Source organism: Mucilaginibacter sp. 3215 (assembly GCF_050433785.1).
GTDB lineage: Bacteria > Bacteroidota > Bacteroidia > Sphingobacteriales > Sphingobacteriaceae > Mucilaginibacter.
Genome location: NZ_JBNPWO010000013.1, coordinates 21276 through 34010, shown reverse-complemented (window position 1 = coordinate 34010; position 12735 = coordinate 21276). Strand labels below are relative to the sequence as shown.

The 12735-nt window shown below is 42.3% G+C and carries 13 protein-coding genes; 8 read left to right on the top strand and 5 right to left on the bottom strand.

Features of this window, described 5'->3' with window-relative positions:
* Window positions 1–28: 28 nt before the first annotated feature.
* Together ABIC84_RS19310 and ABIC84_RS19305 are read left to right on the top strand one after the other, a co-directional pair.
* Complete coding sequence (locus tag ABIC84_RS19310) at window positions 29–1690, top strand: FAD-dependent oxidoreductase (protein ID WP_426585730.1); 1662 nt, start codon at window positions 29–31, stop codon at window positions 1688–1690.
* A gap of 23 nt (window positions 1691–1713) precedes the next feature.
* Window positions 1714–1980 carry a UBP-type zinc finger domain-containing protein gene (locus tag ABIC84_RS19305; RefSeq protein ID WP_429264586.1) on the top strand — a complete coding sequence of 89 codons (267 nt, stop codon included), beginning with the start codon at window positions 1714–1716 and terminating at the stop codon, window positions 1978–1980.
* A 129-nt stretch (window positions 1981–2109) separates the two neighbouring features.
* Here ABIC84_RS19305 and ABIC84_RS19300 read toward each other — a convergent pair whose 3' ends face one another.
* Window positions 2110–2547 (bottom strand): DoxX family protein, encoded by a 438-nt coding sequence (locus tag ABIC84_RS19300; RefSeq protein ID WP_429264585.1) that lies wholly within the window; start codon window positions 2545–2547, stop codon window positions 2110–2112.
* 182 nt (window positions 2548–2729) lie between these two features.
* On the bottom strand, window positions 2730–3713 hold the full coding sequence (locus ABIC84_RS19295; protein WP_429264584.1) for a sugar phosphate isomerase/epimerase family protein: 984 nt from the start codon (window positions 3711–3713) through the stop codon (window positions 2730–2732).
* Window positions 3714–3798: 85 nt separating this feature from the next.
* Here ABIC84_RS19295 and ABIC84_RS19290 point away from each other — a divergent pair, with 85 nt between their 5' ends.
* The 4 genes from ABIC84_RS19290 (at window position 3799) to lysA (ending at window position 7777) form a co-directional block, all read left to right on the top strand.
* The gene (locus tag ABIC84_RS19290; protein WP_429264583.1) at window positions 3799–4098 is read left to right on the top strand and encodes a glycosyltransferase; all 300 of its coding nucleotides are present in this window, start codon (window positions 3799–3801) and stop codon (window positions 4096–4098) included.
* A complete protein-coding gene (locus ABIC84_RS19285) occupies window positions 4095–4931 on the top strand; it encodes a glycosyltransferase (protein ID WP_429264582.1) in 837 nt (278 codons plus the stop codon). The genes ABIC84_RS19290 and ABIC84_RS19285 overlap by 4 nt, the downstream gene beginning before the upstream one ends.
* Window positions 4932–5171: 240 nt before the next feature.
* A complete protein-coding gene (locus tag ABIC84_RS19280; RefSeq protein ID WP_426585721.1) occupies window positions 5172–6482 on the top strand; it encodes an aspartate kinase in 1311 nt (436 codons plus the stop codon).
* Between the two features lie 125 nt (window positions 6483–6607).
* On the top strand, window positions 6608–7777 hold the full coding sequence (gene lysA / locus ABIC84_RS19275) for a diaminopimelate decarboxylase (RefSeq protein ID WP_426585719.1): 1170 nt from the start codon (window positions 6608–6610) through the stop codon (window positions 7775–7777).
* On the opposite strand, the gene ABIC84_RS19270 is transcribed toward lysA, so the two are convergent.
* Together ABIC84_RS19270 and ABIC84_RS19265 are read right to left on the bottom strand one after the other, a co-directional pair.
* Entirely contained in the window at window positions 7778–8542 is a 765-nt protein-coding gene (locus ABIC84_RS19270) for a hypothetical protein (protein ID WP_426585717.1), read from the bottom strand.
* An 84-nt stretch (window positions 8543–8626) separates the two neighbouring features.
* Complete coding sequence (locus ABIC84_RS19265; protein WP_429264581.1) at window positions 8627–9280, bottom strand: HAD family hydrolase; 654 nt, start codon at window positions 9278–9280, stop codon at window positions 8627–8629.
* A gap of 520 nt (window positions 9281–9800) precedes the next feature.
* Between ABIC84_RS19265 and ABIC84_RS19260 the strand changes: the two genes are divergently transcribed.
* Entirely contained in the window at window positions 9801–9995 is a 195-nt protein-coding gene (locus ABIC84_RS19260) for a cold-shock protein (protein WP_090533335.1), read from the top strand.
* Window positions 9996–10183: 188 nt separating this feature from the next.
* A complete protein-coding gene (locus tag ABIC84_RS19255) occupies window positions 10184–10570 on the top strand; it encodes a YtxH domain-containing protein (protein ID WP_090533337.1) in 387 nt (128 codons plus the stop codon).
* Between the two features lie 73 nt (window positions 10571–10643).
* Here ABIC84_RS19255 and ABIC84_RS19250 read toward each other — a convergent pair whose 3' ends face one another.
* Complete coding sequence (locus tag ABIC84_RS19250) at window positions 10644–12509, bottom strand: M1 family metallopeptidase (protein WP_429264580.1); 1866 nt, start codon at window positions 12507–12509, stop codon at window positions 10644–10646.
* Between the last annotated feature and the right edge of the window lie 226 nt (window positions 12510–12735).

Sequence of the window (12735 nt, the reverse complement as noted above, 5' to 3'; positions counted from 1 at the left end):
TTAGTTAATTTGCCTGCATATTTACCCTATGAGCCGTCCGATAATATTTTCCATAGATGATGATCCGCAGGTTTTGCGGTCAATAAGCCGCGATTTAAAGTCGCAGTATGGCAAAGAATATAAAATACTAAGCACAACATCGGCAAATGAGGCATATGATACCCTTATTGAACTGAAAAACAGTTCGGAGGTGGTCGCCTTATTTTTGTGCGACCAGCGCATGCCCGAAATGGAAGGCGTTAAATTTTTGGAGAAGGCAAAAAAAGTATTCCCCGAGGCTAAACGGGTACTGCTTACCGCCTACTCCGATACTGATGCCGCCATTAAAGCCATTAACGATGTACAGCTTGATTATTACCTGATGAAACCCTGGAACCCGCCAGAGGAAAAACTTTATCCTGTAATAAATGACTTGCTTGATGACTGGCACAGCCACTACATACCCGAATTTGTGGGTATGAAGCTCGTTGGCTACCAGTTTTCGCCTCAATCGCACGTTATAAAAGATTTTTTAGCCGGTAACCTGATTCCTTACCGTTGGTTTGATATCGAAAAAAATATCGATTCGGCCAGTTTGCTTACCATCAATAACCGCACAACCGATGATTTGCCGATGGTGATATTTGAGGATGGCAGCTGTTTAACAAAACCAACCATCAGGGACATTGCCGATAAAATGGGCAAAAATCCTACCCAGCTTACTGATGTTTATGACGTGGTGATCATAGGCGCCGGTCCGGCAGGATTAGCAGCTGCAGTATACGGTTCATCAGAAGGCTTAAAAACTTTATTGATTGAGCGTAAAGCGCCGGGCGGACAGGCCGGTACCAGCTCACGTATTGAAAATTATTTGGGTTTCCCGGCGGGCTTAAGCGGTGCCGACCTTACCCGTCGTGCTATAAGTCAGGCTATGCGCTTGGGTGCCGAGTTTTTGTCGCCTCAATCTGTTAGCGATATCCGGCAAAAAGACGGCTACAAAACTATTATCTTGGATGACGGACCGGAGATCATCAGCCGTACGGTAGTAATTACTACCGGTGTTGATTACCGTAAACTGGAAGTTAAAGGCGTTGATAACTTTACCGGAGCCGGCATTTACTATGGCGCGGCTACTACTGAAGCTTCGGCGTGTACAGGTAAAGAGGTATTTGTGATTGGTGGAGGTAACTCGGCCGGGCAGGCCGCTATGTACCTTTCCAAATTTGCAAAAAACGTGCATATTATAATCCGCAGGGATGATTTGACGGCAACCATGTCTGCCTACCTGATCAACCAGATTGCCGATACGCCCAATATAAAGGTTATGCCAAATACCGAAGTAATTGAGGCCGAAGGCACTAACTGCCTTGAAAAGCTTACGATACAAAACTGCAAAACCAAGGAAAGCGAAGTTAAAACTGCTAACGCATTATATATATTTATTGGTGCCAAGCCGTATACCGACTGGATAAAGCTGGACATCATTAAAAATAATAAAGACTTTATTGAAACCGGCCGGGAGTTGCGCAGTTACGAGAACTTTAACAAAGTTTGGAAGCTTAAACGTGATCCATTTCTGTTGGAAACAAGCTGCCCGGGCATATTTGCAGCAGGCGATGTACGTGCCGGGGCCATGAACCGCGTGGCATCTGCCGTAGGCGAAGGCTCAATGGCGATAAGTTTTGTACATAAATACCTTGCTGAAGTTTAAATCATCAAACACTACCTATACTTATGGAAGAAACCTGCGCCCATATTGAAGCTATTGAAAGCATTACCGAACCGAAGGATTACGTTTGCGAAGAGTGTATAAAAACTCATAGCTCATGGATGCACCTGCGTACCTGCCAAACCTGCGGCGTTACGCTTTGCTGTGATAGTTCTCCTAATACGCATATGACTAAGCATTTCCATGCTACCGGCCATCCAGTAGTTATATCTGCCGAACCAGGTGAGCGCTGGCTATGGTGTTATGTGGATGAAGCTGTTAAAGGATATTAATTGGAAGTTAGAAATCTTGAGTTCGAAATCTTAGCCCTAAGTCGGGAGTTTTAGAGTTTGGCGTTTAGTTCTAAGCAATTCCTTTCTTGATTCCTGGTTCTTGATCTCCTACTTCTTAATATATCTGCACTATCCCTTAAACGACAGGACTTTATCTAACGACCATGGGCCAGAGCCTAAAATGGTAAATAGTATAAGCAGGGCCAGCGCTGTAATTGATGGCCATAACATGGCGTTAATAGGCTCCTGGAAAATACCTGTTAAAAATACCGCGCCCACTAATATAGGGATCTGAATAATGCAGCCTAAACGGGTTAATATGCCCATGGCTATGAGTATTCCGCCAACCATGTGGGCAAATGATACATAGTACACCAGGATCATCAGCATATCAGGCGATACGTCAATAACATCCTGATCGGTAATAATACCACGCAGGTATGAGGTATTTTCCATAAAGGTTATGCCTTTCACCAATAAAAATACGCCAAGAATAACACGCATAATATCCAAAACTTTAGGGTGATGAGTATCGCCCCAGTGTTCAATTTTATGAACCAGATTCATAAAGCCCTCCTTTTAGTTTAATAATTGGTTATCAGCAACCCGGGGTGATCAGGGAGATCAAGCGACGGGCATGCTGCTATTAAATTTAGTAACAAATTTGTTATAAAACAAGTTTTAGGGGAGTAAAAAAATTGGCAGGTTCAAGCGCAGATATTTATACCTGCAATGGCGTTGACCGGCACTTACAGATCATACTCTGCCAGCCCCCCCCTCAATCTGGTCAAATCTTTTTTTAAAGCGGTCGAAAACTCATCTTTACTAATAGCCAGCTCACGTTTACCATCCTCTGCACCTCCTAAGGGATATTCGCAGTGCAGGCTCATAGGGCCATTGATATTATACTGTTTCAGCAGGCCAAAGTATTTCTTAAAATCAACCATCCCCTCGCCTAATGGCACACTTTTCACCTGCCATTTGTCGCCCCTTTTCTCCCAGTAAAAATCCTTTACATTGATTGTTTTGGAATAAGCCTTTAACAGATCAAGTGTAACAGGCCAGGTATCGGCACCTTCGGTTGTGGCATGCCTTACATCGTACTGACAACCGATATAATTAGGATCAAGTCCTTCAAGGCTCAGCCATAAATCCCACTGCGATGCTCCAAACAAGTCGCCGGAGTGGTTTTGATAACCGCCGTGCATGCCATACTTTTTATTGAGCCCGGCAAGGCCGGCCAGTTGTTTATTGATAACCCTGATATTGGCCGGTACACTGGTAGCCTTATCATAATTAAACCAGGCGGTACTGTAATATTTAATGCCCAATGCCGACGCCGTTTTCAGGATCGCTTCGGTGTATTTTTCATCGGCAGTTTTAATATTGGTTACTACGGTGTAAACCTTAAGCCCGGCTTTTTCAATAGATTCAACCGCTTTAGGCAGGTCGTCGGCAACACGTTCGGGCAGCACATGGCCATCGGGCCTTACGGTAAGATCGATTCCGTCAAAACCAAGCTGTGCAGCCAAAGCGGCCATATCGGCATAATTAAGCCAATGCATATGTTTAGAAAATATACTCACTTTTATTTTTTCACCCGGAGAGAGATTGCCAACAGCAACGCCGGAATCTAAAGATGAAGGCTTAGCCAAAGCACTTAAACCCAAAGGCAAGCCGGCAACAGCTATCGCGGCCGAAGCAATAAATTTTTTGCGACTGATGTTTTCCATAGATGTTAAAATTGGTGATGCAATATGCCACTTTTTGTTGTGATTGTTTCCTGATTTTACCCACCTTTATCCAAACCTATTTATCATGATATTATTCTGGTACAGCGTGATACTGTTTGTATCCACCTTAGCGCTTAACTTTTATCTGCTTATCGGCTTTAAACAAATTAAACAGGTAAGCCGACAGCCTGTGATGGATAATCCCCCACCCCTTGCCATCATTATAGCTGTGCGAAACGAGGAGGAAGACCTTGAAAAAGCCTTGCAAAGCGTTTGCCATATCAATTATCCTAAGCATCGCCTTATTGTAGTGAACGACCGCTCAACCGACCGTACCGCCGACATCCTGAAAGATTTTAGCTTACGCTATCCAAACTTCAGGTGACTACGATAGACACTTTACCCGACGGATGGCTTGGTAAAAACAACGCACTTTACCAGGGTTACCTTAGCAGTACTGAAGAATGGATGCTTTTTGCCGATGCTGATATCGTTTTTCATCCTGATGCTATTAACCAGGCTGTCGGTTATGCAGTTAAACACGAGGTTGATCATTTAACCATGTTACCTGAGTTGATCTCCCGGTCGTCAATTTTAAACAGTGTATTTGCCACATTAAGTATTATGCTCATGATTGCCATGAAACCATGGGAGGCCAAAAACCCGAAATCAAAAGCATCGTCGGGCATAGGGGCTTTCAATTTGGTCAGGCGTACGGCTTATGAAAAAATTGGCACGCATGTACGCATAAAACTGCGCCCGGATGATGATCTTCAACTTGGTCAATTGATAAAAAAGGAAGGTTTACGGCAGGATGTTTTAGCCGGTAAGGGTTACGTTTGCCTGGAATGGTATAGAAATCTTGGTGAGCTTGGGCGCGGCGTGCAGAAAAACTCATTTGCTATGGCTAAGTACAGTATTACGCAAGCCATTGTTAACGTACTGAATATGCTATTAACGGTGGCATTGCCTATGCCATTGATGTTCATTTTCGGCACCCCGGTTATCAGGACCATGGCTTCTGTTATGCTCATAGTGCATATAATTTATATGGAGCTGGTGCCGCCCAATAAATGGTGGTATGCATTTATGATCCCCTTTTCAGGGTTCTTCCTGGCCTGGTATTTTTTAAAAGCATCAATAATAACCGTTGTACAGGGAGGTATTTACTGGCGGGACAGTTTTTACTCGCTTGATATGTTAAAAGGTAGGGGATAAAATATTTTGTAACAGTGGCGACATCTTACCCCGAATAACAACGGGAGGATATCATTTACCAATCAGAGTACCACGGATCTCAAAGCTCAAGGATGATATGGCCCGTCAAATTTAAATTCCAATCACATTACATTAAAGCGTTTTAAAACACTATTTTTAGCGCCTCAAATATTGGTGCTTGAATATCAGCAAGCTGATGTTCAGGAACACCGATCATATACGGTTAACAGCAACATAAAAATGAAAGTTTTAAAATTTGGTGGGACATCAGTAGGTAGCCCCGCCCGGATGAAAGCACTGCTTGATATCATTAACCCGGCCGAGCGCCAGGTAGTGGTGCTATCGGCTGTGTCAGGCACAACAAACAGCCTCGTAGAAATTGGACAAGCATACCTCGCCGGTGATAAGAAGAAGGCGGTGCAGCTTATTACTATCCTAAAGGATAAGTACGAAATTTTTATTAAGGAATTGTTTGCGAAGCCCGAGTTTTTAGCCCAGGGCAAAGAGGTTATCGACTACCATTTTTCGTTGCTCGGCAACCTGGCTAATGATCTTTTCACACATATTGAAGATAAGATCATTGTTGCACAGGGCGAACTGCTTTCAACTACCCTCTATCATGTTTATTTAAAGGAGATAGGTATCCCATCAGTATTGCTGCCTGCCCTGGATTTTATGAAGATAGACGAAGATAATGAGCCGATTGTTGATCATATTACCGAAAACCTCCTCCCGTTGCTTGATAAGCATCCTGAAGTGAACCTGTTTATTACCCAGGGTTATATTTGCCGCAATGCTTATGGAGAGATAGATAACCTGCGCCGCGGCGGCAGCGACTATACCGCATCATTAATTGGTGCCGGTATTCGCAGCGAGGAAGTACAGATCTGGACAGATATCGACGGGATGCACAATAACGATCCGCGGATTGTAAAAGGTACGCAGCCGATTGCCCAGCTCTCGTTTGATGAAGCTGCAGAGCTAGCTTATTTTGGCGCTAAGATCCTGCACCCGCAAAGTGTTTTCCCCGCCCAAAAATATAAGATCCCCGTTCGTTTATTGAATACCATGGATCCGCAGGCAAAAGGTACCCTGATCACCATCACCAGCGAAAAGGATAAGATCAAATCCATCGCCGCTAAAGATGCCATTACAGCTATCAAGATCCAATCGAGCAGAATGCTTTTGGCCCATGGCTTCCTGCGTAAGGTATTTGAAGTGTTTGAACGCTATAAAACATCTATCGATATGATCACCACATCGGAAGTAGCGGTTTCGGTAACTATCGATGACACTACTTATTTGGGCGATATCACTAAAGAGCTGAATGCATACGGCTCGGTTGAGATAGACGTGAACCATACCATCATTTGCGTGGTAGGTGATTTTGGGGCCGAAAAACATGGTTATGCAGCCCGGGTGCTGGAAGCAGTTAAACATATCCCGTTAAGGATGATATCATACGGCGGCAGCGATCACAACCTGTCGTTACTGGTAAAAACAGAGGATAAGGTTGAGGCTTTAAGGAGTTTACACAACAGGCTGTTTTAATTCCGGATATCGGATTTTCGATTTCGGAATTACCTTATTTGAAATTTTTAATTTAAAACGTCATCGCAAGGAACGAAGCAATCCCTGATATGCAATAGTTCAGCATGATTTGATGAAATATTACCATGTTCACAAGTAAAACTATAGATAAATTCAACGGCTTAGAAACTCCGTTTTATTACTACGATCTCGAGGTGCTTAAAAACACCCTGAGTGCCTGCCGCGATGCTTCTGCAAAGCACGGCTTCCATGTGCATTACGCCATGAAGGCCAACTTTAACCCAAAAGTTATTGACACCATACAAACCTATGGCTTTGGCGCCGATTGCGTGAGCGGCAATGAAGTTCAGGCAGCTATTGATCATGGCTTTGATAAAAGCAAAGTTGTATTTGCAGGTGTAGGCAAATCAGACCGTGAAATAAACCTGGCCCTTGATGCAGATATCTTCTGCTTTAATGTCGAATCCATCCAGGAGCTTTTTATTATTGATGGCCTTGCTAAAGCAAAAAACAAAAAAGCTGGTGTAGCTATCCGCATTAACCCGAATGTTGATGCACATACTCACCATTTCATCACCACCGGACTCGATGAAAATAAGTTCGGCATCAACACTTGGCAATTACCTGATGTTGCTGCTGCTTTGCGCAAATGTGATAACCTGCAATTTTTAGGAATCCACTTCCATATCGGCTCACAAATTACCGACCTGGAGGTTTATAAAAACCTTTGCACCCGTATCAATGAGATGCAGGACTGGTTTGAAGACCGCGGTTTCCCTATCAAAGTACTCAATACAGGTGGTGGCCTTGGAGTTGATTATTACAGCCCGGATAACAACATAGCTGATTTTGAAGCCTACTTCCAGGTGTTTAAAAACTTCCTGAATGTTAAGCCGGGACAAGAAGTACATTTTGAGCTTGGCCGTGCACTGGTAGCCCAAAGTGCTTCGCTTATATCGCGTGTATTGTATGTTAAAAACGGACAGAAAAAGAACTTCCTGATCCTTGATGCCGGCATGACCGAGCTGATCCGCCCGATGCTTTACCAGGCTTATCACCAGATAGAGAATTTAAGTCGGATGTCGGAAAGTCCGGAAGCCGGAAAGTCCGAACGTTTAAAGTATGATGTTGTGGGGCCGATATGCGAAAGCACGGATTGTTTTCAGAAGGATGTGAGCCTGCCCGAATCATTCCGCGGTGACCTGATAGCTGTACGCACTGCAGGCGCTTATGGCGAAGTGATGGCGTCAGGCTATAACCTGCGCGACAGGGTTGGCAGCGTTTATTCTGAATAGCTATCTGAACCTATAGCCAAGCCTTAGCTGTACATAATTGCCGGCTTCAACAATGGCTATAAAGTTTTTAATCTGCATAAAATAAGCAGCGGCTACAATACCAGGATTATAAACCTTGTAGTCGTAATCGCTGTTTTTATTTCGGTATACATTATCATTTCCGAATGTACCGCCCCAAAAAAGCCGGAAACCAAACTGGTTGGCAACTTTATTGGTATGAAATATGATCTCAGTTGTACCACCTAATGTAAACAGGCCGGCACGCGGATCAGTGTAAAAGCCCGGTTTATTGGTGACAGCCTTCCTAAAGTTAAGGTAATCACCAAACTCATGACTATAGGCGGCTTCAAAACCAATAAAGCGAAAATCGACGTGTGCGCTGCTCACAAAAAAGTTGCCCGATAACCTCCCTCCCGCCGCTCCAAAGAATTTATTTTTAAAATAGTTGGGATCTTGCGGCTTCAATTCGCTGTTATGATAATCTCCTAATGTACCAAAAGCACCGTAAGCCAGGTTGAAATGATCAAACACATGTGCGCGGCTAAAATTAAGCTGTCCGCTCACCAACTCGTCTGAGTAATTAGGGCTTTCATCAACTACTAACGCCCCCGAAATATAGTTTGCTGATTTAACAGCATCGGCAGATACCGGTTTAGGCAAATAAGCAATATCGCTATGGTGCATGGCCGGCGCATAAATATGATCACTGCATGAGCTGATGATCATACCGGCCAGGAGCAAAAGCAGGCTGAATTTAAGTTTCATCGTAAAAGGTTCAGATCAGGTTTATAAATAGGATCCTGAACAATAATACGTTAAAACAAACAATAAAATAACAAAACCTACTGATTATTGCACCAGGCCGTTAATAAAGCTATCTGTAAAATCATCGGCAAAGTGAATTACATTTTGTAACGCTTCAAACTCACCCTGCTGATGTGTTGTGGTAAGTACAACAGCATTCATACCTGCGTTAGCGGCAGCTTCGGCGCCTTTAGGCACATCTTCAAACACAATGCAATCTGTAGGCAATGCACCCAGCAGTTCAGCAGCCTTCAAAAACGTTTCAGGATGGGGCTTACTTAACACCACATCATCGGCACTTACTATCGCTTTAAAATAATGTCTGATGTTAAGGTTATCCAATACAAAATCAATATTAAAAGGAATTGCGGCCGAACCTATAGCCATGGGGATATCGTTTTGATAAGCTTTTTCCAAAAACTCATGCAAACCGGGCAATAATGCCAGGTGGGGTAAAAACTCATCCTGGTAGCGCTGTTCCTTAAGGTACGAAAGTCTGTCCATTTCTTCGGTAGTAAAGCGGTTAGGTCCAAACATACGTACCAGCACTTCCTGATTTTTGCCGTACATCTGTGGTTTTACTTCATCCCAGGTAAAGCTACCGCCAAGGTCGGTATTTAAAAGATATTGCCATGCTTTGGTATGATAAGGCATGTCATTGATCATAGTGCCGTTGAGGTCGAATATAAAGGCCTTCATGTATTAATTTTCAATTTATGAGATAAAACCGAGCCAGTTTTTCGGCAAACTTAAACCTTTAAAAAACTAAAAGTTTAATTATGCCACATATTCTTTAAACACATAGGCGATTAGTTTTTAACAGCGGCCCTGGTAAACTACTACACGCAAAAGGCGCGAAGTGCAAATCAATATTCAAAAAGAGGCGCTTAACCGTATAGCTATCATACAATCGCACGAATTGCGGAGGCCGGTAGCGTCACTGCTTGGCATATTAGACCTCATGCGAATGGAAATATTGATTTTGGTTACTTTAATATAATAGAACATACTGTTAACGAACTGGATAAAAAGATACGTGGAATAGTAAAGGATTCGGAAGACTTCATCCGGGGAGGCCATTTGGCAATAGTAGCCTGACCATCAATTATTTAACAAGAAAAATACTATCCCACAGATTTGATTTACACCTAAATTACCCTTTGGCTGTTGCTGATTATGGTAAATTATAACTACCTTGGCAGCATTAATAAATAAAATAATGCAAAATCAAGGAACAGTAAAATTTTTTAATGAAACAAAAGGTTTCGGATTTATAGTACCAAGCAATGGTGGTCCGGATATTTTTGTTCATTCAACAGGCCTTATTGACGAAGTTCGTGAAAACGACACCGTTGAATACGAAGTTGAAAACGGCCGTAAAGGTCTTAACGCGGTAAATGTAAAAGTTATATAATTATAATATAATCATTAAGCCTACCAGGCACTCAATTTTTTGAGTGCCTTTTTTGTTGACTTATTTTTTTTATTAACCTGCAGGGTATTTCAACTTAATATTTGAATGTTACTTTCAAATAAAACTGGCATTGTTGTTGTTTAAACTATGATATCATAAATCGACTACATATAAAACAAAGAAAGAACATGAAAGATCAAGCAAAAATTATAGCAGCACTATTGGTAGGTGCAGCGGCGGGCGCGGCTTTGGGTTTATTGTTAGCTCCTGAAAAAGGGACTGAATTGAGAGGAGATATTGCAGACTATATAAATGATTTGGTTGATACAGCCAAAACGAAAGCGCAAACAACAGCCGGAGAAATCAAAGATTACAGCAACAATGTAATTGACAAAGCAAAAACCAAGTTTAGCGGAACTGTTAGCGACCTTTGGGATGCTAAAGATAAAGCTGTTGACACAGTACAATCAAAAGCCGATGAAATTGCAGGCAAAGCCAGCGACGCCGCCGAAAGCGCAAAAGATAAAGCTAAAGCAACTGCTAATGACTGGAACAATTCTGTACAAAACGCATAATATTTAGTACTATCATAAAATAATAAAACCCTGCCAGTTGGCAGGGTTTTATTATTTATAAGCGTTTTTTTTATTATTTATTCCATGTATTGTTGCTGTCATCAGCATCCATAAATATACCGCCATCTAAAGTAGCTGATTTAATGGTTTTGGCGGTTTTGATATCTACCGAAATTTGCTTTTGATTTTTTTCCCAAACCACAGGGGTTTGATGAATGCTTTCGGCCGAACCATCAGCATAAGTAACTTTTACATCAAACGGAATTACAAAACCGCCCACGTTTTTAATTGCTACTGTATAACCAACGGCTGTTTTAGTTACACCTTTTATCGACAGATCAATATAGTAATTAGTAAAGAACCAGTTATTGAAAAACCAATCAAGGTTTTTACCTGTAATATTACTCATAGAGTTAAAATAATCCCATGGTATTGGGTGTTTGCCATGCCAGCGGTCCATATATCCATGCAGGGCTTTTTTGAATAGTTGATCGCCCAGCATGTCTTTCAGAGCTAAATAACTTAATGATGGCTTACCGTATGAGTTATTACCGTACCCACCCCTCAATTCGCTCGATGGTGTAATGACCGGCTGATCTTCGGCGGTTGAAGCATCATGGATCCATCTGTCAACACGGAAATTTTTATACAATGCTTCAGCTTTTTCTTTGCCAACTTCTGATGTTCCAATCAACAGTTCAAAAGTGGTTGCCCAGCCCTCGTCCATAAATGCATAACGGCTTTCGTTAATACCCATATAAAAAGGGAAATAAGTATGCGCTATTTCATGATCCTGCACAAACTGCGAAAAGCGCACATCGTTGGTATGGCTATCGTTAACCATCATAGGGTATTCCATATCTGCAAAGCCCTGGAACGACGTCATTTTAGGGAACGGGTAGGGTACCCCCGGCCAGTTATGTGATAACCAGCTTAATGAATTACGGCCGTTTTGTACCGCATGATGAAAATCTTCCGAGCTATCTAAAAAAGCAGCCTGCATACTGGCCCGGCGGTTTGTTGCATCATCAACCACAACGCTGGCTGCATCCCATACATAATGATCACTGATGCCTACAGCCATATCGCTGATATCGTTAGCGGTCCAGGTCCAGGTGTTCATCTCCTTTTGAGCCGTTACTTTATGGGCGGCAAGCTCAGCAGCCGATGCAATATTGATAGTTGAATCACTGGTGAATGAAGCCTTCAATCGTTTTGCATATTCAGGCTGAAGCACCTCTTCAGGGTTTTGCAGGGTACCGGTAGCCCAAACTACGTAGTTTTTAGGCGCGGTAACGTGCAGGGTATAGTCGTTAAAGTCGTTGTAAAATTCCTGGGCATCTAAAAAAGGTAGCCTGTCCCAGCCATTGTAATCGTCATAAACCGACACCCGCGGATAAAAATAAGCCAGGTAGCAGGTAGTTGAATCGATCATTCCTTCGCGGCCGCTTTCTTTCGAAATTTCAAAATGCCAGCCAATATCAAGCTTAACAGAATCATGAGGCATCAACGACTTACTTAAACCAACCATTTGATTTGTTAAACCTGATGCAACTTTTTTTGCTTCGCCATTAATTGAAAAGCTATCAAACTGAATGCCCGGTGTAAGATAGTCAGCCCCTGCATCGCCAAAACGGGCGGCACCCGGTTTATGAATGTTCAGGATGAGCTTCATGTTAAGCCTTTTTAAAGTATCCGGACTATTATTAACATAAGTGATCTGTTCTGTGCCTTTTACAGTACGATTTTGAGGCACAGCCGTAATACTGATATTATAACGGCCATAATTTTGCCAGTACTTTTTGCCGGGGCGGCCATCAGTCGAGCGCGTTTCGTTTTTAAATGCTTTTTGTATATCGCGTGGCATATACAAGGTTTGGGCCTTAACCTGTATAAATGCAATGCAGGCTAATGCAGATAAAATAATGGGTTTGGTCATACGTCTTAAATTTCGTTGCCAATTTAAATTAATTGGACTAAATAACGATATGCAAGAAACATTAATCGGAAAATTTAAAACAAAAAATCGTTGATAAATCGCTATATCAGAGCTTATTTTGTAACAAAGCTGTCACAAAGATTATTTATAAATAAATATTTTGCGGTATCGGATATATTTTTTTTTACTTTGTTACCAGTTATTTTAATAGGGGTATTAAATAACT

Excerpts from the sequence above, each read along its gene's own strand:
- ABIC84_RS19300 (WP_429264585.1), bottom strand. The coding sequence starts at position 2,547 with ATGAATCTGGTTCATAAAATTGAACACTGGGGCGATACTCATCACCCT.
- ABIC84_RS19260 (WP_090533335.1), top strand. The coding sequence starts at position 9,801 with ATGCAAAATCAAGGAACAGTAAAATTTTTTAATGAAACAAAAGGTTTC.
- ABIC84_RS19265 (WP_429264581.1), bottom strand. The coding sequence starts at position 9,280 with ATGAAGGCCTTTATATTCGACCTCAACGGCACTATGATCAATGACATG.
- ABIC84_RS19290 (WP_429264583.1), top strand. The coding sequence starts at position 3,799 with ATGATATTATTCTGGTACAGCGTGATACTGTTTGTATCCACCTTAGCG.
- ABIC84_RS19280 (WP_426585721.1), top strand. The coding sequence starts at position 5,172 with ATGAAAGTTTTAAAATTTGGTGGGACATCAGTAGGTAGCCCCGCCCGG.
- lysA (WP_426585719.1), top strand. The coding sequence starts at position 6,608 with ATGTTCACAAGTAAAACTATAGATAAATTCAACGGCTTAGAAACTCCG.
- ABIC84_RS19310 (WP_426585730.1), top strand. The coding sequence starts at position 29 with ATGAGCCGTCCGATAATATTTTCCATAGATGATGATCCGCAGGTTTTG.
- ABIC84_RS19255 (WP_090533337.1), top strand. The coding sequence starts at position 10,184 with ATGAAAGATCAAGCAAAAATTATAGCAGCACTATTGGTAGGTGCAGCG.
- ABIC84_RS19295 (WP_429264584.1), bottom strand. The coding sequence starts at position 3,713 with ATGGAAAACATCAGTCGCAAAAAATTTATTGCTTCGGCCGCGATAGCT.
- ABIC84_RS19250 (WP_429264580.1), bottom strand. The coding sequence starts at position 12,509 with ATGACCAAACCCATTATTTTATCTGCATTAGCCTGCATTGCATTTATA.
- ABIC84_RS19270 (WP_426585717.1), bottom strand. The coding sequence starts at position 8,542 with ATGAAACTTAAATTCAGCCTGCTTTTGCTCCTGGCCGGTATGATCATC.
- ABIC84_RS19305 (WP_429264586.1), top strand. The coding sequence starts at position 1,714 with ATGGAAGAAACCTGCGCCCATATTGAAGCTATTGAAAGCATTACCGAA.